The following is a 22534-nucleotide window of genomic DNA, read 5'->3' as shown; positions in this document are numbered from 1 at the left end:
CTGAAAGAAATGGCTGCATACGAATACGAAACGCATGAATATGACGTGGTCGTTGTCGGCGCCGGTGGGGCCGGTCTGCGGGCGACATTGGGTATGGCGGAGCAAGGTCTGCGCACGGCATGCGTGACCAAGGTTTTCCCAACCCGTTCTCATACCGTGGCCGCGCAGGGTGGCATTGCCGCGTCGCTGTCGAATATGGGCCCCGACCATTGGCAGTGGCACATGTACGACACTGTGAAGGGCTCGGACTGGTTGGGCGACACCGATGCGATGGAGTATCTCGCACGGGAAGCACCCAAGGCTGTTTACGAACTGGAACACTATGGCGTTCCGTTCAGCCGAACTGAAGAAGGTAAGATCTATCAACGCCCATTTGGTGGTCACACCACTGAATTCGGCGAAGGCCCGGCAGTACAGCGCACCTGTGCCGCTGCGGACAGGACCGGCCATGCGATCCTTCATACGCTCTATGGTCAGTCGCTGAAGAACAATGCTGAGTTTTACATCGAGTACTTCGCCATCGACCTGATCATGTCCGATGACGGCCAGTGTCAGGGTGTTGTCTGCTGGAAGCTGGACGATGGTACGATGCATGTCTTCAATGCCAAGATGGTTGTGCTGGCGACCGGCGGTTATGGCCGCGCCTATTTCAGCGCGACCTCGGCCCATACCTGCACCGGCGATGGCGGCGGCATGGTGGCCCGTGCCGGGCTGGCCTTGCAGGATATGGAATTCGTTCAGTTCCACCCCACCGGCATCTACGGTTCGGGCTGTCTGATCACTGAAGGAGCGCGTGGCGAGGGTGGTTACCTGACCAACTCGGAAGGTGAACGGTTCATGGAGCGGTATGCGCCCCAGTACAAGGACCTCGCGCCGCGTGACTATGTCTCGCGCTCAATGACAATGGAAATCCGCGAAGGCCGTGGTGTCGGTGCGGAAGGGGATCATATTCACTTGAACCTCAGCCACCTGCCAGCCGAGGCTTTGGCAGAACGTCTGCCCGGCATCTCGGAAAGCGCCAAGATCTTTGCCGGCGTGGATGTCACCAAGGAACCGATCCCGGTTCTGCCAACCGTGCATTACAACATGGGCGGTATCCCCACAAACTATTGGGGTGAAGTTCTGAACCCAACGGCCGAGAACCCGACAGCTGTGGTGCCGGGCCTGATGGCAGTGGGCGAGGCCGGTTGCGCCTCGGTCCACGGCGCGAACCGGTTGGGCTCGAACTCGCTGATTGACCTTGTGGTCTTTGGCCGCGCGGCGGCGATCCGGGCAGGCAAAGTCGTGGATGCGGAAGCTGCGAACCCGGTTCTGAACCAGGTATCGGTCGATAAGGCCTTTGACCGGTTCGACGCGGTGCGCAACGCCAGCGGTTCCATCCCGACCGCAGAATTACGGCTTGAAATGCAGAAAACCATGCAGGCGGATGCTGCCGTGTTCCGTACCGCCAAGACCATGGCCGAAGGCGTCGAGAAGATGACGGCAATCGCTGCCAAGATGGACGATCTGAAAGTCACCGACCGGTCGCTGGTCTGGAACAGTGACCTGATGGAAACGCTGGAGCTGACCAACCTGATGCCCAACGCGCTGGCCACGATCGTCGGCGCAGAGGCGCGCAAAGAATCCCGTGGTGCCCACGCGCACGAGGATTTCTCTGCACGTGATGACGAAAATTGGCGCGTTCATACGGTTAGCCGGGTCGAAGGCAACAAGGTTGAGCTCAGCTATCGTCCCGTGATCGTCGATCCGCTGACGACCGAAGACGAAGGTGGCATCAGCCTGAAGAAAATCGCGCCCAAGGCACGTACGTTCTAAAAGGCTCGGACAGCAGGCAATGGTGAGCAAGCGCCAAATACACACAAAGACCGCAACGGCCATTGGCCAGCGGTCGATCCGTGTCCGGTGCTTGTCATGACGGTCGAGGTCCTGCAATCCGGTTCAGGCGATCCCAAGATTATCCTGATCGGGCTGAACCGCTGTGCGACGACCTCGTTTCACAGACTGTTCCAGAACAGCGGGATACCGTCGGTTCATTGGGAAGATGACCAAGGTCGAAATCTTGCGCACCGGATGTTGACCAACATTGCCATGGGGCGACGACCACTGGACGGGTTCGGAGCGGTGCGGGCCTTCACAGACATCGCTTTTGTCAATCCCCGCTTCATGCTGGACGGGGCGCGTTTCTTCCGTGAATTGCATGCTGCTTACCCGGATGCCTATTTCTTGCTGAACACACGGGACAAGGATGACTGGATTGTTTCGCGTGCCAACCATTCCGGTGGCGGGTATCTGGATCGGTGTTGCAAAGCCAATGGCCTGAGTGTGGATGAAGTGAAACGCGGCTGGGCGCATATGTATGATGTGCACCATGCCGAGGTAGAAGCCTATTTTAACGGCAACCCGCGCTTCCTGCGCTTTGATATCGACTGTGATGATCCGCAACGCGTTGCGGACTGGCTCGCGCCGGATTTTGACGTGAACATCGCCCATTGGGGGCATTATAACCGAGGGGCGTCCCAGCGCGCCCGGACAGGCTGAAAGGCGGCCTTGTGCTGAATGGAGAATTGACATGGTTCAACTGACCCTGCCCAAAAATTCCCGGATTACGACCGGCAAGACCTGGCCCAAGCCGGATGGCGCGACCAATGTGCGCAAGTTCCAGATCTATCGCTGGAACCCGGATGATGGTCAGAACCCCCGTGTCGATACCTACTTTGTCGATATGGACACGTGCGGGCCAATGGTTTTGGACGCGCTGATCAAGATCAAGAACGAAATCGACCCGACCCTGACATTTCGCCGATCATGCCGTGAAGGCATCTGCGGCTCGTGCGCAATGAATATCGACGGGATCAACACGCTGGCCTGTATCTATGGTATGGATGAGATCAAGGGCGACGTGAAAATCTACCCGCTGCCGCATATGCCTGTGGTCAAAGATCTGATCCCTGATCTGACCCATTTTTATGCCCAGCATGCGTCGATCATGCCGTGGCTGGAAACCAAGACCAACCGCCCTGCAAAGGAATGGAAGCAGTCGATCGAAGACCGGAAAAAGCTGGATGGTCTCTATGAGTGTGTGATGTGCGCCAGCTGCTCGACCTCTTGCCCCAGCTACTGGTGGAACGGCGACCGGTATCTTGGCCCTGCTGCTCTGCTGCATGCTTATCGCTGGATCATCGACAGCCGGGATGAGGCCACGGGCGAGCGCCTGGACGAGCTGGAAGACCCGTTCAAGCTCTATCGCTGCCACACCATCATGAATTGCGCCAAGACCTGTCCCAAAGGCTTGAACCCGGCCAAGGCGATTGCCGAGATTAAGAAGATGATGGTTGAACGCGCGGTTTAAGCACCTGCGCCGCATTGCGGTAAGCGCATGTCGATCTTGCAAAATAAGGCGATGTAGCCCCGGCTGCATTGCCTTATTTTTTGGTCAGGGAGGAGTGATGAGTTCGAGTCAGGATCACTCCGATGAATACAAACACTTCCAAACAAAAAATCGACGCTAAAGAGGCCCTGAATCTTCTGGAGCAGGCATGGGCCTACTACACACCGGAGCCGGTTAAAGCCGACAAAGAGCCCGAGCTGTTCGAATACGCAAACGCGGCCTGATCAAATACGACAGCCCTTGAAAAACCTTGGTCAATCGGCAAAGCAGAGGAATGCCTGTTCTTCTGCTTTTGTTGGCCGCCGCAGTGTTCGCCTATTTTTTTTGGCGCTCGCGCCATTCAACGCTGACACGTGATTGTCGCTGGCGGCAGGACAGACGTCAGGGCATCTGGCGGTGCAGCTTTTGTGGAGCGGAAGACGCTGCGACGGACCAACCTATGCGCTGTCTTAAGGGAAGTGAGGGTTGAATATAGGGCTTTTCGCGAGCCAGAGAATCCGCCACTCTGCACGCCATGACCGGTTCTGAGAATATTGCCCGCCCTCCCGAAGATGCCGAAGCCCGCCGATCGGTCGCCCCTGTCATTTGTTATCCGAACGATGCATTGCCGCGACCAGATTTGCCCTGGATGAGATCTGTGCGCCGACGGGCAGCCAAAACCGGCGAAGTCCTGGTTCCTCCGCGTGAGGCGCGCTGCTTTGATGTACCTGCCGGGCATTTCTTTCGCATCACATCGGTTGAAGGCCCGCAGGTTGGCGATTTGAATTTGTGGAACCGCAATGATTTGTCGGAGCGCTTTTATTCCGGAAAGACGCGGGCTCTGCATGGCACGCACCTGACCACGGGAGAGCGGATGTGGTCCAGTTTCCCACATCTGCGCCCGATGGCCACCATCATAGCGGATACACTGGAGTGGTACGGGATCGATGCCTACGGGGGATCGGTTCATGACGTGATAGGCACGCGTTGTGATCCATATACGGGCAACTTGTTGTCCGGCACGCAGTATCACCACTGTTGCCATTCCAACCTGACCCGCGCGCTGGCGGATCATCTGAATATCCCGATGGATGAGGCCGAACCTGCGGTGCACGACGTTCTGAACGTCTTCATGTGTACCGGTTTCACTCGGGATACAGGGCAGTATTTCATGAAAGCATCGCCCGTTCGCCCCGGCGACTATCTGGAATTCTTTGCCGAGATCGATTTGCTTGGCAATCTCAGCGCCTGTCCGGGTGGGGATTGTTCCTCGGAACATTCCTCTGACACCGCCGCGTGTTATCCCTTGTTGGTCGAAACATTTGCCGCGACGGCCACAGACCTGGATGGCTGGGAAAGCCCGGCGCGCAATGGCTATGATCGCACGCACGGGCGTTAGGATCGGCGGGAACCCACCTTACTGTTAATTGCCTGGGAATGCGGCCTGTAGCGCGATTTCCACCATGTCTCCAAAGCTGCTTTCACGTTCCGAGGATGGCAGAGCCTCTCCCGTCAGAAGGTGATCGGAAACAGTGAGAACTGCCAGAGCACGGCATTTGTGGCGCGCTGCCAGGATATAGAGCTCGGCCGCCTCCATTTCGACGCCAAGAATCCCGTGACGCACCATCTGTTCATTCAGGTCCGGGCGCTCATCATAGAAAACGTCCGAAGAATAAATCCCACCGACATGGGTAGGAGTCCCTTTGGCAGCCGCCGCCTTTGCTGCCGCCTGCAACAAACTCCAATCGGCGCAGGGCGCAAAGTTCAGTTCTTTCATGATACCGCGTGACGGCGTGCTTAGCGTTGTCGAGGTCATTGCCAGAATGACGTCTCGAATTTTGACACTGTCCTGCATTCCGCCACACGACCCAATTCGGATCAGGGTTTTTGCACCGTAATCACGAATTAACTCGTTTACGTAAATAGAGAGCGAGGGCATTCCCATGCCGCTACCCTGTATCGTTACAGGATTTCCCTTCCAATTTCCGGTAAACCCAAGCATCCCCCGGACGTTATTGACTTGTTTCACATCGTCCAAAAACGTCTCGGCTGCCCATTTCGCCCGATAAGGATCTCCGGGTAATAGAACAGTTTCTGCAATTTCGCCTTTTTCAGCGCCTATATGAATTGTCATTGTTTTGATCCGCCCTGATCAGATTTCAAGATCGGAAATATCGGCACCCGCCTGCAACGCATCATGCACCCATTTCGGCTTGCGGCCGCGACCTGTCCAGGTTTGTTCCGGATTGGCAGGATTGCGGTATTTTTCTTTTTTTTTCTTTTGCTTGGATGCGCGGGGTGCGTCGCCTGAAAGCTCGGACAGCGAATACCCGAATTCCGCGGCGGCCTTTTCAGCGGCTTTCAATGCCTCACGGCGCTCGCGTTTTTCGGCTCCTACCAAGGCTTTTTCGACATCGTCACGCAGTGCCATAAGGTCTTTACGCGACATCTGTTCAAGATTGATCCCCATCATTCATCTCCGAAGGATATATTTACGGTGCACTTGAGCGCGCACCGTAATTCTAACGAATGGTTTATTCCATCCCAAATATCCAAAGGGAAGAAACGGGGAATTAGGAGCCTAAAACCTCAGTTACTCGGCTGCGAGGTTTTTGGGGTCTACCAGCGTTACAATATCGCTCATGATCGCATTAAGTTCAAAGTTTTTGGGGGTGTAAACCTTGGCTACACCCATGGCTTTCAATTTTGCGGCATCTTCATCCGGAATAATTCCGCCAACAACCACGGGAATGTGAGACAGGCCAGCCTTTTGCAGCCGATCCATAACATCTTCGACCAAAGGTAGATGGCTACCGGACAGGATCGACAACCCGATGACATGTGCGTCATCATCGCGGGCTGAGGTGACAATTTCTTCCGGGGTCAGCCGGATACCTTCATAGCTGATATCCATGCCGCAGTCGCGGGCACGGAACGCTATTTGTTCGGCGCCGTTGGAATGGCCGTCCAACCCCGGTTTTCCAACCAGGAATTTCAAGCGCCGTCCCAGTTTGTCGCTGACGGCATCAACCGCCGCGCGCAAATCATCCAACCCTTCGGTCTTGTTCGAGACCGAACCGGAAACGCCGGTCGGGCCACGATAAGTGCCGAAAACCTTGCGCATCTCTTCGGCCCACTCCCCGGTTGTCACACCCGCCTTGGCAGCGGCAATGGACGGCTCCATGACGTTCGCTCCTGTCTGAGCCGCCTGGCGCAACGCAGCCAAGGTCGCTGCAACAGCCGCTTCGTCGCGCTCAGCCCGCCACGCGTTCAGGCGGTCGATCTGTTCCTGTTCTACCGCAGGATCAACGACCATGATGCCGCCATCTTCGGTCTGCAAGGGCGAAGCCTCGCCTTCCATCCATTTGTTCACGCCGACGACGACGGTTTCGTTGCGTTCGATCCGGTTCAGACGTTCAGCGTTGGAATCCACAAGGCGGGATTTCATATACTCGATTGCCGCAACCGCACCGCCCATTGAATCCAGGTTGGCCAATTCTGCGCGTGCACCTGCTTTCAATTCTTCGACCTTGGCATCAACAGCCGGGTTGCCATCGAACAGATCATCGAATTCCAGCAGATCAGTTTCATAGGCCAGAATCTGCTGCATCCGCATGGACCATTGCTGATCCCAAGGGCGTGGCAGGCCAAGCGCCTCGTTCCAGGCGGGCAACTGCACCGCACGGGCGCGTGCATTCTTCGACAGGGTTACGGCCAGCATCTCGATCAGGATCCGGTAGACGTTGTTCTCAGGCTGTTGCTCGGTCAGACCCAGAGAGTTCACCTGCACGCCATACCGGAATCGGCGGAACTTCGGATTTTCAACACCATAGCGTTGTTGCAGAATCTCATCCCAAAGATCCACGAAGGCACGCATTTTGCACATTTCGGTGACAAAGCGGATTCCAGCATTCACAAAAAAGGAAATCCGGCCGCAGAGCGCCGGGAAATCCTCGGCAGGTACTCGTGGGCGCAATTCGTCAAGCACGGCGATGGCAGTGGCTAGGGCGTACGCCAGCTCCTGCTCTGGCGTCGCGCCCGCCTCTTGCAGGTGATACGAGCACACGTTCATCGGGTTCCATTTCGGAACATTGGTATAGCAATACTCGGCCACGTCCGCGATCATCTTGAGCGACGGTTTTGGCGGGCAAACATAAGTGCCCCGGCTCAGATATTCCTTGATCAGGTCGTTCTGGACCGTGCCCTGCAACTTGGAAACGTCAGCGCCCTGTTCCTCGGCCGCTGCGATGTAAAGGGCAAGCAACCAAGGGGCGGTGGCGTTGATCGTCATAGACGTGTTCATCTGTTCCAATGGAATCTGATCGAACAAAACACGCATATCGCCCAAATGGCAAACGGGCACCCCGACCTTGCCTACTTCGCCACGTGCCAAGGTATGGTCACTGTCATATCCGGTCTGGGTGGGCAGATCGAATGCAACCGAAAGACCGGTTTGCCCTTTGGCAAGGTTGCCACGATAAAGCGCGTTCGAGGCCTTGGCGGTAGAATGACCGGCATAGGTCCGGATGAGCCAGGGGCGATCTTTCTGCATCTGCGTCATGAAGGGGCCTCGCGTTTCGGTGGGCAATAAAATTACGTCTACGGGTTCTAAAGCGCAATTTTCGGGACATGTCAATTCGCTGCGTTGCGGCATCCTGCAATTGTTCAGATTGTGAGCAGCTGCGTTTGGTGGCAAGGTGCGGCCATGACGCAAACCGTGGAACTTCCGCTTTGGCTTTTTGTGCTGATCGTGGTCTTTGCCATGGTTACTTTCGCTTCACATTTCCTGTTCCCGTCAGTCCGGTGGTTCTTCCGCCGCCGGTTGGAACGTGCCGTGGCGCGATTGAACCAGCGCTTGCAACGTCCGATCCAACCGTTCAAGCTGGCCCGCCGGCACGACATGATTCAACGGCTGATTTATGATCCACAGGTCGGAAAAGCGGTCCAGCATCACGCCCTTGAAGCCGGAATACCCGAAGCCGTTGCGTCCGAGCAGGCACGCCGCTATGCCCGCGAGATCGTACCGTCCTTTTCCGCCTTCGCCTATTTCAGTTTTGCGATCCGGCTGGCCCGGCTGCTAAGCAACACATTCTACGAAGTGCGGCTTAGCTACGAAGACGAAGACGCGGTCAGGACTATTGACCCTGATGCAACCGTTGTTTTTGTGATGAACCACAGAAGCAATATGGACTACGTGTTGGTTACATATCTGGCGGCCCCGCATTCTGCTTTGTCCTATGCAGTAGGGGAATGGGCGCGGGTTTGGCCGCTGAGCCGGTTGATCCGGGCAATGGGGGCTTACTTTATCCGGCGCAAGTCGGGTAGCGAGCTCTACCGGCAGGTTCTGTCCACCTATGTGCGCCATGCGACCGAAGCCGGTGTGACGCAAGCCATGTTTCCAGAAGGTGGCTTAAGCCTGACAGGAGCGCTCGCCCGCCCAAAGCTTGGGTTGCTCAAATACATAATGGATGGGACGACGTCGCAGGGGCGTGATGTCGTATTTGTTCCCGTCGCTTTGAATTATGACCGTGTGCTTGAAGACACTATTCTTACCCGTGCGGCACTGGGAAAAGAGCGTCGTTTTCGGGCGCGGATCGGGGTCATCGCGCGATGGATTTTCAAGCAGTTCTGGCGGCGAGTGATCGGACGCTACAAGCGGTTTGGGCTGGCATCGGTCCGGTACGGAATGCCGATTTCCCTGAAAGAGTTCCGGGCCGAAGGCAGTGACGATATGATGACTGATCTGGCGCGCACATTGATGCAGCGTATCCAGTACGCGATCCCGTTGGTTCCGGCCCCTGCGGCCTGTTTGCTGATACGTGACAATGGGCAGATGGCGGAACAGGATCTGCGGTCCTGTATTCAGACGATGATGGAACGCGACGGTAGGCAGAGCCAAGACAATGCGCCGGACATATCAAGCGCTTTGGACCAGTTGATTGAACGACGGATTCTCAAGCGGCAGGGAGATATTCTTTCTGCATCTGGGCAACGCGGTGATCTGCTGGAGTATTATGCGGCATCTGTACCGGTTTCTGCGCGCCCCTCAAATTCTGCGCCTGCAAAATAATTTCTGCAACCGCTGGGTCATAAAATTACAATTTTTCATCGAAACAGGTTGCAATATTTCGCAGTGGCCAATATTTCATCTGATAAAGCACGCGATTCTGCGTCGCGGCAAAAGTATTGAAAAAGGAGGCCAGCATGGCTTTGGACACCGAAACCGGTATCGCGTCGTATGAGGCACCCGAAAAAGACCTCTATGAAATGGGTGAGATCCCTCCAATGGGATATGTCCCGAAACAAATGTACGCTTGGGCCATCCGAAAGGAACGCCACGGCGAGCCAAATACTGCGATGCAGCAGGAAGTGGTCGATGTACCCACGCTGGACAGCAATGAGGTGCTTGTTCTGGTGATGGCGGCAGGTGTTAACTATAACGGTGTCTGGGCTGCTCTGGGCCAGCCGATCAGCCCCTTTGATGGCCACAAGGCGCCGTACCATATCGCGGGCTCTGATGCATCGGGTATCGTTTGGGCCGTTGGCGACAAGGTCAAGCGGTGGAAGGTTGGCGACGAAGTTGTCATCCACTGCAACCAGGACGATGGCGACGACGAGGAATGCAACGGCGGTGACCCGATGTATTCGACCAGTCAGCGGATCTGGGGTTATGAAACGCCTGATGGTTCGTTCAGCCAGTTCACGCGCGTTCAGGCTCAACAGTTGATGCCGCGCCCCAAGCACCTGACCTGGGAAGAAGCGGCGTGTTACACGCTCACACTCGCGACGGCATATCGTATGCTGTTTGGTCACGAACCGCACGACCTGAAACCGGGTCAGAACGTTCTGGTCTGGGGTGCCTCGGGCGGTCTGGGATCTTATGCAATCCAGTTGATCAACACAGCCGGGGCAAACGCGATCGGGGTGATCTCGGACGAAAGCAAGCGTGATTTCGTCATGGGTCTGGGCGCAAAGGGGGTCTTGAACCGCCGCGATTTTAATTGCTGGGGTCAACTGCCCACGGTCAATACGCCCGAATACGCCGAATGGTTCAAAGAGGCCCGCAAGTTCGGCAAGGCAATCTGGGACATCACCGGCAAGGGCAACAATGTCGACATGGTGTTCGAGCATCCGGGCGAAAGCACCTTTCCGGTTTCGACCTTCGTGGTGAAAAAAGGCGGCATGGTTGTGATTTGTGCGGGGACGTCCGGGTTCAACTGCACATTCGACGTGCGTTACATGTGGATGCACCAGAAACGCCTGCAGGGTTCGCATTTTGCCCATCTGAAACAGGCGGCAGCGGCGAACAAGCTGATGGTCGAGCGCCGCCTGGATCCCTGTATGTCCGAGGTGTTTGCCTGGAACGACCTTCCGGAAGCACATATGAAAATGCTGCGAAATGAACACAAGCCGGGCAACATGTCTGTGCTTGTTCAGGCACCGCGTACCGGATTGCGCACCCTCGAGGAAGTTTTGGACGCAGGCTGATAAAGTTCAGGACCTTAGACAAAAACCACCCGCGAATCGCACTGTCAGTTCGCGGGTGGTTTGCTGTTTGCAGGCCTGTTTCATGCTTTCAGATGCTTGCGATTTTTACCCCCGCTATTTTTGGGGAGTAGAAACCGGTGAATAGGTCGAAAAAGTTCATACATGTTATGGTTGTGTTAACGCTTCGTTAACTGTTTCAGAGAGACCCTGATGGCGCAAAATGAGTGGATATTGGACGTACTATCGGACCTCAACGCTTTCGCCGTTGCGAATGGGTTGAGCGCGCTTGCAGAACAGCTTGATGATACAAGGCTGATTGCCGCGGCCGAGATCGCGTCCCTGAAGAACGAGGCACGGGCGCCCGCGGATGGGAACGAAAACCGATTTGGGTCAAATCCTGCAGGATTTGGAAAACACCAGCACGCTTGAAGAGCTCAGCATCGTCGCCGAGTGTCTGCGAGACACTTTGAAGGTTGCACATCTGACATATCACTGGGTTGACGGCGCAGGGGACCAATACGGGTATACGACATACTCAGACGCCTGGGACGAACGATACAGGGAAAAAAACTATCATCGGATCGATCCTGTAATTCTGGGGTGTTTCCAGCGATTTCACCCGGTTGACTGGAAGTCGCTGGACTGGTCCAGCAAGGTGGCCAAATCATTCCTTCAGGATGCCCACGACCATGGGGTCGGCAATCAGGGATACTCAATTCCGATTCGAGGTCCAAACGGCCAGTTCGCTCTTTTTACCGTTAATCATAGTTGCGACGATCAAACCTGGCAGACCTTCATCTCGACCTACGGGCGCGAGTTGATTCTTGTCGCGCACTACATCAACCGCAAAGCGCTGGAGTTTGAAAAGGACAGGCAACCGGATGCCACGCGAGGCCTGTCGCCCCGTGAAATCGACGCTATTACCCTTTTGGCACTGGGTTACAGCCGTGCTCAGGTGGCGCATTCCCTGTCGATTTCCGAACATACGCTACGCGTTTACATTGAAAGCGCCCGATCGAAACTCGGAGCCCTTAACACGACCCACGCAATCGCAACGGCACTCAGCCGGGGATTAATAGTGGTTTAAGGGCAGAGCGTACTCAAAACGCAATATTAACCACGACTCTGTACCCCCTTCGTTCCTGCACAGGACGACAAGGGGAAAAGTCATGTTGCGTTATCTATATGCCGATGAGTTACACAGATTTCCGACTCTGGCTGAGGGGATGTTCAAGGATCGCGCAGATCAGTTCAAAACCCGGTTGGGGTGGGACGTCCATGTCAACAAAAAAGGAGAAGAGCGGGATGAGTACGATGACCTCAACCCGCTATATGTCATCTGGGAAGAACCGGATGGCAGCCATGGCGGGTCGATGCGGGTATTGCCGACAACCGGCCGGGTAATGATCAATGAGGTGTTTGGGCATCTCAACAGTGGCAAGCCGATTTGCAGCCCGCTGATCTGGGAGGTGACCTGGTTCTGCCTGTCCCGCACAGCCAGCCCGCACACTGCCGGGGCCATAATGCTAAGCGGGGGCGAGATGATGGAAGGCTTTGGCCTGACGCATATTGCCGGTGTTTTTGATGCCCGTATGATCCGGATCTATCGTCTGATCGGGTCGTCCCCCGAGGTTCTTGGAACCCAAGGCAAAGGGCGTGACCAGATCTCGGTTGGGTTGTGGCCCTATTCAGCGGATGATTGCAACCGCGTGGCTGAACGGGCAGGCATTCCGCGTGAGCTTTCGCGCATGTGGTTCAGGGCGGCTTTCGGGCGATCCAAACTGCACCGATTTGCCTTGTCTGCCTAAGGGCCGGAAAACGCAATTCCGCATCTGGTGATGGTTGGCGCGGCCCTGTAGGGTCGCGCCATGCCTTTGCCCAATGTGACCTTCTCAGACGATCAGGCCACCGCGTACGACAGCATCGCCGAGATGCTGCGCTTAGCCGGTGTCGACCTCGAGGACGATGCCCTTCTGAAATTACCGGGGGCAAGGAAGTCTGGCGTGATGGCTGTCATCGGCAAGGCCGGGTCCGGCAAAACGTTGCTGCTGGCAGAACTATATAAGGCGCTGGCTGAGACCGGTGTTCAGGTCGTGTCCGGCGATTACGAAAGCCGCAAATCGAAAGACAAGCGCAGCCTTGCCATCCTGGCCCCGACGAACAAGGCTGCAAGCGTTCTGCGATTGCGCGGCGTGCCTGCGACCACGATTCACCGCATCCTTTATACGCCGGTCTATGACCCGGAATACGAGCGTATCGCCGAGTGGCTGGCCGGAAATGATGAGCGCCCCGAGATCGAAGGTCTGACAGACGAAGCTTTGGACCGTGCTGCTGCGTTTTATCGTAACAACAAATCGATCCCCGGTGCGCTGGCCGCAGCCGGATTGCGCGGTTCAGATTTCATAACCGGTTGGAAACGACGTGAGGAACCGCTGGATATCGGGTTTGTCGATGAGGCATCGATGCTGGATGATCGTCAGTTCGAGGACCTGAAAGAGATTTTCCCGACCCTTCTACTGTTCGGTGATCCCGCACAGCTGGCTCCAGTCAATCAGTCCGGCAGCATGGTGTTTGAAGCCTTGCCCGAACCGCGAAAGCTGACGCTTCAGCGGGTGCATCGGCAGGACGCGGATAACCCGATCCTGGATCTGGCGCACGCTCTTGCCGATCCGTCGATGGGATTTGAAGAATTTGAGCGTCTGGTCGAAGAAACCGCCCGGCGGGACGACAGGGTTGTTTGGGGGCAGCGGGTCGAAGTTGATCTGATGGCGCGCAGCCCGGTTCTGGTCTGGCGCAACGCCACGCGCATTCGTTTAATACAGGCGTTCAGGCAAGTTCACGGCGCGCCGGATACCGAGCTTTTGGAAGGTGAGCCGCTGATCTGCGACGGGATCGAGTTGCCGTTGAAGCACCGCAAGAAGCGGTTGGATCTTGAGGCGCGCGGCCTGATCAAAGGGGCCCAGGTTGTCTATCTTGGCCCCGGTCGTAAGCCTGGGTTTTCGCGCTTGCATGTGATGGGGGCCGAAGACCCTCAGGTCAGCGCTGCGTCGATTGTCCAGATCGAAAAACCGGATGAGGAAGAGCCGTTCATTCCTTTTGCCGCTCGCATGGGGGCAACGTTTTTGCACGGGGCTGCTGTGACGATACACAAGGCGCAAGGATCACAGTGGGACACGGTTCAGGTGTTTGCCCCCGACATTTACGCCGCCGCCCGTATGGGCCGTTCCGAGGCCGGGCAACCTTTGTGGAAGCGTTTGGCTTATGTTGCGATCACCCGCGCACAAGAGCGTTTGATCTGGGTGGTTCGCAATCGATTGTCAAAACCCACCCACCCGTTGCAGATAGATGATTTGCGCGCGATCCCCGCAGTTTCACTCAAACTGGAGACAGAAGAGACATGGGTTCCATAATCGTAACTGGTGCAAGCTCTGGCATCGGTCGGGCCACCGCCGAGCTTTTTCTGGTACAGGGCTGGACGGTCGGGCTGCTGGCGCGCAGCGCGGACAAGCTGAATGCCCTCGCGCAGGAATACCCGGCGGCCATAGCATTGCCCGCAGATGTGACCGACCCGGACGCAGTCAAACAGGCGTTCCACGCCTTCACGGAGCGGGCAGGGCGACTTGATGTTCTGTTTAACAATGCTGGGATTTTTGCCCGCGGCGGCACAATCGACGAAATCGCGTTGGACGATTGGTATCAATCCGTCAACGTCAACCTGAACGGTATGTTTCTATGCGCGCGCGAGGCCTTTGGGATCATGCGTCATCAAAGCCCGCAGGGCGGGCGGATCATCAATAACGGCTCGATTGCAGCGCATGTTCCGCGCCCGAATTCTGTACACTATTCAGCGACCAAACATGCCGTTACCGGGCTGACGCGCAGCCTTTCACTGGATGGGCGATCATTTGGAATTGCATGTGGTCAGATCGACATCGGCAACGCGCGCACGCAGATGGTTCAGGATCTGGTGGATGCGGCGCAGGCGGCAGGCCAGACGCCGGACCCAACCATGGCGGTCGAGGATGCCGCGCGGTCTGTTCTGCATATGGCCACCCTGCCACCCGAAGCAAATGTGCAGTTCATGACGGTCATGGCCACGACCATGCCCTATATCGGCAGGGGGTGAGTGTCAGTTTTCCCGCAACAGACGGAACGCTGTCGACGCGCCCCAACCTGCTGCAATTGCGATAACCAATGACATCAGCCCGTACCAAACGGGTTGCTGACGGGACATATTGTACAGAAACCGCTCTAACCCGACTTTGCGGACATCGATTGTGGTTTCGTATTGCGATACAACCTCTCCTCCGCGGGTCAGGAAGATCCGGGCGGAATAATCCCCTTCAGTCAGGTCCGCGGGCATGTCGATTGACGTCCGGAACAAGGTTTGTTCGTCCACGGCCACTGTGTTCTCACGGATGGAATACAACTGTTCGGATTCACGGATACGGATTACGGCATCTGCAAAATCCTGAGCACCACGGATGTGCATCGCCGCTCCGACAGACCGGATCGCGCGTTCAATCGAAATGCGGTGACGCAGGTCTTCGGTATCGGTCAGTATTTGATCCAACGGTTCGCTGGTGGCAACTGCGTAGAAACTTGGTGCCAGGTCGACCAGCACGCTATCGGTGTTAACCCATATCCCCAGTTTTCGTTCCTTGCGGCGAACCGTGACGGGCTCGGACGGGCCAGCGACCGCGACGATAACTGCGACCGGTGGGCCTGGGGGAATGGGTGTTTCCCGTTTGATGGCCCCGAAAATGAGGATCTCGGACCCGTCAAAGTCGGCAGTGATCGCAACACGATCCTGGCTAAGGCCCAGGACGACCTGCTCTTCATCGGCTGCGGCGGGCAGGCTGAACAGGCACAAAGCGGCAAAGACATAGCGCAGCATTCTTAATGCCCCCCGCTGTTGCCAAGCGAATAAAGCTCGGATGGTTCAAGAAGCAGATCAAGGGCCAGCTTGCCGCAGACGACCAGAACCAGCGCGGCCAACAGAACGCGCAGCTGTTCAGCCGGCATGCGCGAACCGATCACGGTTCCGATCTGGGCGCCAACGACGCCTCCGACCAGCAGTAAAACCGCCAGGACGATGTCCACAGTGTAGTTGGTGGTCGCGTGCAGCATTGTTGTAAATGCAGTTACAAAGATGATCTGAAACAACGATGTGCCGACAACGACTTTGGTAGGCATTCCCAGCAGATAGATCATTGCCGGGACCATGATGAAACCGCCACCGACACCCATGATCGCGGACAAGACCCCGACGCTTAGACCAACTACAGCCGGTGGAATGACCGAGATATACAGACCTGATGTGCGAAAGCGCATCTTGAAGGGCATCGAATGTACCCAGCCACGTTGGCGGCGCTTAGCTGGCGCTGCCCCGCCTTTCTTGGCTTTACGCAGCGCCCTCAGGCTTTCGATGAACATCAGGCTGCCAATGATCCCAAGGAAGACCACGTAACAAAGGGTTACCAGAAGGTCGACCTGGCCCAGGCTTTTTAGGTAGTTAAAGACAACAACACCCAACGCAGCCCCGATCAGACCGCCTGTTAACAATACCGTACCCATCTTGAGGTCAACGGTCTTTCGTCGAAAATGGGCCAGCACCCCGGAAAAGGACGATGCAACAATCTGATTGGCCTCGGTCGCAACGGCGACGGCCGGTGGTATGCCAATGAAGAACAGCAGCGGCGTCATGAGGAACCCGCCGCCGACCCCGAACATCCCCGACAGAATTCCAACCATTCCACCCAGACCAAGGAGTAGAAATGCATTTACCGAGACTTCGGCTATGGGCAGGTAAATATGCATGATACCGTCACTTTGCGCTGGGTCTTGGCTTGCCTTCTATCACACTCGAGTTCAAGAGCGGTAATTGTCGCGTGGCGCGGATCAATCAACATCATACCCCTCCCGGTTCTGCCAGAGAAAAGATCTCCGTTGGCGGCAACAGAAGGTCAAATCCGATCTTTCCGGCAACGCTCATGACCAGCAGCGCCAATAGAATGCGCAGCTGTTCGGCTTTCAAACGCGCACCGATCTGCGTCCCCAGTTGTGCGCCCAGAACGCCACCAAGCAAAAGGAACAGAGCAAGGACGATGTCGACGCTGAAATTTGTCGACGCATGTATCATGGTTGTAAAACCGGCGACGAAAATGATCTGGAACAGGGATGTTCCGATAACCACTTTTGTCGGGATGCCAAGAACATAGATCATCGCGGGTACCATGATGAACCCGCCGCCGACACCCATGATCGCCGACAGGATGCCAACACCAAACCCAACCAGTGCAGGCGGTATGACCGAGATGTACAGGCTTGATGCCCTAAACCGCATCTTGAAGGGCAGTGAGTGAACCCATGTGCGCTGGCGTCGCTTGGGGGCAGGTTGAGTACCGGACTTGCTGGCTTTTCGGATGGCGGCAAGGCTTTCAATGAACATCAGGGTTCCGATAGCCCCCAGAAATACGACATAGCAAATCTGTACAGCCAGATCGACCTGTCCGAGATGCTTGAGAAAATTGAAAGCCACCATACCCAGGGTCGCGCCAAACAACCCTCCGGTCAGCAGAACACTTCCCATTTTCAGGTCCACGGTCTTGCGCCTGAGATGCGCCAGCAATCCCGAAATGGAAGAAGCGACAACCTGGTTGGCCGATGTGGCAACGGCAATCGCCGGAGGTATGCCGATAATGAACAGCAGCGGAGTGATAAGGAATCCTCCACCGACCCCGAACATGCCAGATAAAATACCGACGACCCCACCGATGCCCAACAGCAGGAATGGGCTAACAGAAACTTCGGCTATGGGAAGGTATACGTGCATACCCTCTTAGAACGGTTGCGGCATGCAAAATCAACTCTGCATGCCGCCTTGCAGCGAACAGGACCGAAACTCCATTCGGAACTGGCCTTATCAGCGCTCTTTGATGTAGGGCTCTCCGCCTGCCTGAGGGGGAATGGCTTTGCCAACAAACCCAGCCAGAATAACCACTGTCAGGATGTAGGGCAGGGCATCCATCACCTGGACCGGAATTACTACGCCACCCAGGTCAATGTTCTGGAACCGAAGCGCTACGGCCTGAAGCAGACCAAACAGTAAACAGGCCCACATGGCGTGCCACGGGCGCCATTTGGCAAAGATCAGCGCAGCTAGGGCAATAAAGCCGCGACCAGCTGTCATGTCCTTGACGAACCCGGCCTGCAAAGCCGTGGCCAGATAAGCGCCCGCAATACCACAGAGGACGCCACAAATTGCAACCGCAGCATAGCGTAACCCGACTACCGAAACGCCCGCAGTGTCTACCGCGGCGGGGTTTTCGCCCACGGCACGCAGGCGAAGGCCAAATCGTGTACGGTACAATATCCACCAGGTTGCTGGAACCATTAGGAACGCGACATAGACCAGGATCGAATGCCCGGACAGCAACTCAGAGTAAACAATATGGACAACGTTCGCATCCGACATCAGGTCCGAGACAGAGCGACCAGTGAGTTCCGCATCCTCAGGCCCGATTGCATAAGGAAACTCCGCGGATTCAAAGCGCCCACCGCCGAACAGGGATGGTGTACGCCCCCCCTGCTGGAACCAACTTTGCGCGACAAGAACAGTCAAGCCAGCGGCAAGGAAATTGATGGCCACGCCCGAGATGAGCTGGTTCCCTCTGAAGGTGATCGAAGCCATCCCGTGCAGCCCGGACAATATCAACGAGGCAGCAATACCGGCCAACAAGCCGAGCCAAACCGATCCGGTTGCGGCGGCGACGGCCGCGGAAAAGAAGGCTGACATCAGCATTTTGCCTTCCAACCCGATGTCGAAAATACCTGCCCGTTCCGAGTACAGACCTGCCAAACAGGCCAGCAAAAGCGGCGTGGACAGGCGGATGGTCGAATCCAGAACCTGGATGAGGGTTACAAAGAAGTCCATTATTCTGCCCTCTTCCGCATACCAAGGAACAGTTTCTCAAGCGGCATCCGCACCATGTTGTCCAGCGCCCCAGTGAACAGGATCACCAGCGCCTGAATGACCACGATCAGTTCACGCGGGATCGATGCCCACAGCGCCAGTTCCGCACCGCCCTGATACAGGAACCCGAACAAAAGCGCGGCCAGCAATACCCCGAACGGGTGTGAGCGCCCCATAAGGGCCACGGCAATCCCGATGAACCCAGCGCCTTCTGTCGAGTTCAGGACAAGGCGCTCCGCCTCGCCCATGACGTTGTTGATGGCCATCAAACCTGCCAGCGCACCCGAGATCAGCATCGCAACAATGGTAATGCGAACAGGCGAGATGCCAGCATAGACCGCGCCGGTTTCAGAGTGGCCGTACGCACGGATTTCATAGCCCAGCCGGGTCCGCCAGATCAGCGCCCAGACGACGACACAGGCCAGCAAAGCGATGAAGAACGTAATGTTTACCGGAGCCCCCCGGAACACCGTGTTCTCTGCGGTCGAGAACATTGACTGGAACGTTGGCAGATGGACGGACTCGGGGAACCGTGCGGTTGCCGGGTCCTGCGACCCTTGCGGGCGCATGACGTTGACCAGCATGTAGTTCAGAAAGGCAGCGGCGATGAAATTGAACATGATCGTGGTGATCACGATATGGCTGCCGCGCTTGGCCTGAAGATAGGCCGGGATAGCGGCCCAAAGCGCGCCGAACAGCATTGATGCCGCGCAGGCTGCCAGCAATGCAACGCTCCAATGCGGCCAGTCGACGTAAAGGCAAACCATGGCCACACCAAGACCGCCCAGCATCGCCTGACCTTCGCCACCGATGTTGAACAAGCGGGCGTGGAATGCGACGGCGACCGCAAGACCGGTAAACATGAAATTTGTCGCGTAATAGAGCGTGTAGCCCCACCCATAGGTTGACCCCAGCGCGCCCGAGACCATCAGCTTTACAGCTTCGACGGGGTTTTCTCCGATGGCGAGAATGACCAGCGCCGACAGGATAGCGGCCAGCATCAGACTGATCAGCGGGATCAGAACGACATCGGCCCATTTAGGCATTTTTTCCATCCTACGCGGCCTCTCCTGCAACACCGGCCATCAGCAGGCCAAGTTCTTTTTCATCTGTTTCATTGGGCAGGCGTTCACCCATGATATGCCCGTCAAACATCACTGCGATCCGGTCGGACAGCGAGAAGATCTCTTCCAACTCGACCGAAACCAGCAGGATCGCCTTGCCTTGGTCGCGCAGGGCCACGATCTGCTTGTGAATGAATTCGATTGCGCCGATATCAACGCCGCGTGTCGGCTGGCCGACCAGCAGCAGGTCAGGGTTTCGCTCGATTTCGCGGGCAACGACAATTTTCTGTTGGTTCCCACCCGAAAAGCTTTTGGCGGCAAGCCAAGGGTCTGGTGGCCGGACATCAAATTTCTCGATCTTGGCTTCGGTGTCAGCGCGCAGAGCGGCGTTGTCCATAAAGATGCCGTGCTTATAGGCCGGGTCACGGTGATAGCCGAAGGCCACGTTTTCCCACGCGTGGAAATCCATAATCAAACCTTCGCGCTGACGGTCTTCGGGCACATGCGCGATGCGCTGTGCACGACGCGCCTGACCGTCTGATCCGGCACCGCTTAGTGCCAGCGGTTCGCCGTTCAGCTTGATCGAGCCTTGTCCCGGACGCATCCCGCCCAGAACCTCCAGCAATTCCGACTGTCCATTGCCCGCCACACCGGCAATGCCGACGATCTCACCGGCACGCACGGTCAGGTCGATACCTTTGACCCGTTCAACACCGGCGGAATCGAAAACGCTCAGCTTTTCGATCTCAAGGATGGGGTTGCCCGGCGTCGCAGGCACCTTGTCGACCTGCAGCAAAACCTTGCGGCCTACCATCAGTTCGGCCAGTTCTTCAGGGCTGGTGTCCGAAGTTTTCACCGTAGCTGTCATCTGCCCACGGCGCATGACCGAAACGGTATCGGTGTTTTCCATGATTTCGCGCAACTTGTGGGTGATCACGATGATCGTTTTCCCTTCGGCCCGCAGACGATCCAGGATACGGAACAGCTGGTCAGCCTCAGCCGGGGTCAGAACACCAGTCGGTTCATCCAGAATCAGAATCTCGGCCTTGCGATACAAAGCCTTCAAAATCTCGACGCGCTGCTGCATCCCCACACCGATCTCATCAATGCGTTTGTCGGGGTCAACGAACAGTTCGTATTCTTCTTCCAATTCTTTCAGCTCTTTACGCGCCTTGGCCAGAGACGGAGCCAGAAGGCCGCCATCTTCAGCACCCAGAACGATGTTTTCCAGAACCGTGAAATTCTCCACCAGCTTGAAATGCTGAAACACCATCCCGATGCCCGAGGCGATAGCCGCCTGGCTGTCAGGGATTTCGGTCTTTGTCCCGTTGATCCAAATTTCACCTTTGTCGGCTTTGTAAAAGCCGTAGAGGATGCTCATCAGCGTGGATTTGCCCGCACCGTTTTCACCGATAATCCCATGGATCGTACCGGGGGCGACGCTGATTGAGATGTCTTTGTTGGCCTGAACCGGCCCAAAGGATTTGGAAATCCCTTTGAGCTCAATGGCGGGGACGGTCATGTCTTACCCTCAACTGCCGAAAATCCCATCCGGCAGGTGGCACGGATGGCAGAGTGGATGGCAGGGCGGAAGGGTTCCTTCCGCCCCGCGCGATATCAGAACTGCAGTGCGGGGCAGCTGTCGTTCTCGTAATAGCTGACAACGGTGATATCGCCGTTGATGATGGCTTTGCGGGCTTCTTCCACCGCATCGTTCATGCGAACTGAGACAAGCTCTTTGTTGTTATCGTCCATGGCGACGCCTACACCTTCTTCGGCCAGTCCCATGGTGAACACGCCGGTTTCTACGGCGTCACCTGCTTTCATCGCGTCATACACCGCGACGTCGACACGTTTCAGCATCGACGTCAGGACCTTGCCCGGATGCAGGTGGTTCTGGTTGCTGTCCACGCCGATCGACAGAATGCCTTCGTCGGCTGCCGTTTGCAGAACGCCTACACCTGTACCACCAGCCGCGGCATAGATCACGTCAGCACCCTGGCTGATCTGTGCTTTTGTAAGTTCGGAACCTTTTACAGGATCGTTCCACGCCGCAGGGGTGGTGCCGGTCATGTTGGCGACAACATTGATGTCCGGGTTCACCGCTTTGGCGCCTTGTGCGTATCCGCAGCCAAAGTGGCGGATCAGCGGAATGTCCATACCGCCGATAAAGCCAACGGTGCCGGATTTTGATGCCATCGCGGCCATCATGCCAACCAGGTACGACCCTTCATGCTCGGCAAAGCCGATCTGGCGGATGTTGGGGATGTCCAGCCAGTTCACGTCGACAGCCACGAATTTGGTTTCAGGATAGTCGCCTGCAACAGCCGACAACGGATCAGCCATACCAAAGCCCATGGTGATGATCGGGTTGGCACCTGATTCTGCGAAACGGCGCAGAGCCTGTTCGCGCTGTGCTTCCGACTGGATCTCGATCTCGCGATACTTGCCGCCGGTCTCATTGGCCCAACGCTGCGCGCCATTATAGGCAGCTTCGTTGAAAGATTTGTCGAACTTGCCGCCCAGGTCAAAGATCAGCGCCGGTTCGGCGAAAGCTGCACCTGCGGTCAGAGCGACAGCAGCGGCAGCACCCATCAAGGATTTCATCAGGGTCATTTAAGTCTCCCATTTTTTTTTGTT

Annotated in this window: 21 protein-coding genes; 11 read left to right on the top strand and 10 right to left on the bottom strand. The window is 56.5% G+C overall.

All coding sequences use genetic code 11. The annotated features are described in order from the left end of the window. Positions 1 to 9 precede the first annotated feature (9 nt). The 5 genes from sdhA to I9182_RS13715 all read left to right on the top strand — a co-directional run bounded on the left by sdhA (position 10) and on the right by I9182_RS13715 (position 4766). The gene (gene sdhA / locus I9182_RS13735) at positions 10 to 1815 is read left to right on the top strand and encodes a succinate dehydrogenase flavoprotein subunit (RefSeq protein WP_209506511.1); all 1806 of its coding nucleotides are present in this window, start codon (positions 10 to 12) and stop codon (positions 1813 to 1815) included. 96 nt (positions 1816 to 1911) lie between these two features. Beyond that, the gene (locus I9182_RS13730) at positions 1912 to 2538 is read left to right on the top strand and encodes a sulfotransferase (protein WP_209598641.1); all 627 of its coding nucleotides are present in this window, start codon (positions 1912 to 1914) and stop codon (positions 2536 to 2538) included. Between the two features lie 31 nt (positions 2539 to 2569). Then, positions 2570 to 3349 (top strand): succinate dehydrogenase iron-sulfur subunit, encoded by a 780-nt coding sequence (locus I9182_RS13725; protein WP_152456842.1) that lies wholly within the window; start codon positions 2570 to 2572, stop codon positions 3347 to 3349. Between the two features lie 122 nt (positions 3350 to 3471). Then, positions 3472 to 3612, top strand: coding sequence for a hypothetical protein (locus I9182_RS13720; RefSeq protein WP_209506507.1), 141 nt, complete (start codon positions 3472 to 3474; stop codon positions 3610 to 3612). 290 nt (positions 3613 to 3902) lie between these two features. Further along, positions 3903 to 4766 (top strand): DUF1989 domain-containing protein, encoded by an 864-nt coding sequence (locus tag I9182_RS13715; protein ID WP_209598640.1) that lies wholly within the window; start codon positions 3903 to 3905, stop codon positions 4764 to 4766. A 24-nt stretch (positions 4767 to 4790) separates the two neighbouring features. On the opposite strand, the gene deoD is transcribed toward I9182_RS13715, so the two are convergent. From deoD to I9182_RS13700, 3 genes are all read right to left on the bottom strand, one after another. Further along, positions 4791 to 5501, bottom strand: a complete 711-nt coding sequence (gene deoD, locus I9182_RS13710; RefSeq protein ID WP_209598639.1) for a purine-nucleoside phosphorylase — start codon at positions 5499 to 5501, stop codon at positions 4791 to 4793. 18 nt (positions 5502 to 5519) lie between these two features. Beyond that, on the bottom strand, positions 5520 to 5837 hold the full coding sequence (locus I9182_RS13705) for an H-NS histone family protein (protein WP_209598638.1): 318 nt from the start codon (positions 5835 to 5837) through the stop codon (positions 5520 to 5522). Positions 5838 to 5960: 123 nt separating this feature from the next. Then, positions 5961 to 8021 (bottom strand): protein meaA, encoded by a 2061-nt coding sequence (locus I9182_RS13700; RefSeq protein ID WP_280922674.1) that lies wholly within the window; start codon positions 8019 to 8021, stop codon positions 5961 to 5963. A 51-nt stretch (positions 8022 to 8072) separates the two neighbouring features. Between I9182_RS13700 and I9182_RS13695 the strand changes: the two genes are divergently transcribed. The 6 genes from I9182_RS13695 (at position 8073) to I9182_RS13670 (ending at position 14981) form a co-directional block, all read left to right on the top strand. Continuing rightward, entirely contained in the window at positions 8073 to 9437 is a 1365-nt protein-coding gene (locus tag I9182_RS13695) for a 1-acyl-sn-glycerol-3-phosphate acyltransferase (protein ID WP_209598636.1), read from the top strand. 134 nt (positions 9438 to 9571) lie between these two features. Continuing rightward, on the top strand, positions 9572 to 10855 hold the full coding sequence (gene ccrA / locus I9182_RS13690; RefSeq protein ID WP_209506493.1) for a crotonyl-CoA carboxylase/reductase: 1284 nt from the start codon (positions 9572 to 9574) through the stop codon (positions 10853 to 10855). Between the two features lie 367 nt (positions 10856 to 11222). Beyond that, positions 11223 to 11942: a LuxR family transcriptional regulator gene (locus tag I9182_RS13685; protein ID WP_209506490.1), complete on the top strand. Its 720-nt coding sequence runs from the start codon at positions 11223 to 11225 to the stop codon at positions 11940 to 11942. 82 nt (positions 11943 to 12024) lie between these two features. Beyond that, a complete protein-coding gene (locus tag I9182_RS13680; RefSeq protein WP_209598635.1) occupies positions 12025 to 12663 on the top strand; it encodes an acyl-homoserine-lactone synthase in 639 nt (212 codons plus the stop codon). Between the two features lie 60 nt (positions 12664 to 12723). Continuing rightward, entirely contained in the window at positions 12724 to 14265 is a 1542-nt protein-coding gene (locus I9182_RS13675; protein ID WP_209598634.1) for an AAA family ATPase, read from the top strand. After that, positions 14253 to 14981 (top strand): SDR family oxidoreductase, encoded by a 729-nt coding sequence (locus tag I9182_RS13670; RefSeq protein WP_209598633.1) that lies wholly within the window; start codon positions 14253 to 14255, stop codon positions 14979 to 14981. The genes I9182_RS13675 and I9182_RS13670 overlap by 13 nt, the downstream gene beginning before the upstream one ends. Before the next feature lie 3 nt (positions 14982 to 14984). On the opposite strand, the gene I9182_RS13665 is transcribed toward I9182_RS13670, so the two are convergent. From I9182_RS13665 to I9182_RS13635, 7 genes are all read right to left on the bottom strand, one after another. Continuing rightward, positions 14985 to 15752 carry a TIGR02186 family protein gene (locus tag I9182_RS13665; RefSeq protein ID WP_209506481.1) on the bottom strand — a complete coding sequence of 256 codons (768 nt, stop codon included), beginning with the start codon at positions 15750 to 15752 and terminating at the stop codon, positions 14985 to 14987. 2 nt (positions 15753 to 15754) lie between these two features. Continuing rightward, positions 15755 to 16675 (bottom strand): sulfite exporter TauE/SafE family protein, encoded by a 921-nt coding sequence (locus tag I9182_RS13660; protein ID WP_209506479.1) that lies wholly within the window; start codon positions 16673 to 16675, stop codon positions 15755 to 15757. A gap of 91 nt (positions 16676 to 16766) precedes the next feature. Next, the gene (locus tag I9182_RS13655) at positions 16767 to 17690 is read right to left on the bottom strand and encodes a sulfite exporter TauE/SafE family protein (RefSeq protein ID WP_209598632.1); all 924 of its coding nucleotides are present in this window, start codon (positions 17688 to 17690) and stop codon (positions 16767 to 16769) included. A gap of 90 nt (positions 17691 to 17780) precedes the next feature. Beyond that, entirely contained in the window at positions 17781 to 18791 is a 1011-nt protein-coding gene (locus I9182_RS13650) for an ABC transporter permease (protein ID WP_209598631.1), read from the bottom strand. Beyond that, positions 18791 to 19885 (bottom strand): ABC transporter permease, encoded by a 1095-nt coding sequence (locus I9182_RS13645; protein ID WP_209506472.1) that lies wholly within the window; start codon positions 19883 to 19885, stop codon positions 18791 to 18793. The genes I9182_RS13650 and I9182_RS13645 overlap by 1 nt, the downstream gene beginning before the upstream one ends. A 1-nt stretch (position 19886) precedes the next feature. Then, positions 19887 to 21416, bottom strand: coding sequence for an ABC transporter ATP-binding protein (locus tag I9182_RS13640; protein WP_209598630.1), 1530 nt, complete (start codon positions 21414 to 21416; stop codon positions 19887 to 19889). Between the two features lie 95 nt (positions 21417 to 21511). Next, on the bottom strand, positions 21512 to 22510 hold the full coding sequence (locus I9182_RS13635; protein WP_209506467.1) for a BMP family ABC transporter substrate-binding protein: 999 nt from the start codon (positions 22508 to 22510) through the stop codon (positions 21512 to 21514). Between the last annotated feature and the right edge of the window lie 24 nt (positions 22511 to 22534).

Source organism: Ruegeria sp. HKCCSP351 (assembly GCF_017872535.1).
In the GTDB taxonomy this organism is placed as follows: domain Bacteria; phylum Pseudomonadota; class Alphaproteobacteria; order Rhodobacterales; family Rhodobacteraceae; genus Ruegeria.
Note: the sequence above shows the minus strand (reverse complement) of the source record. Positions and strands in the feature narration are given on the sequence as shown.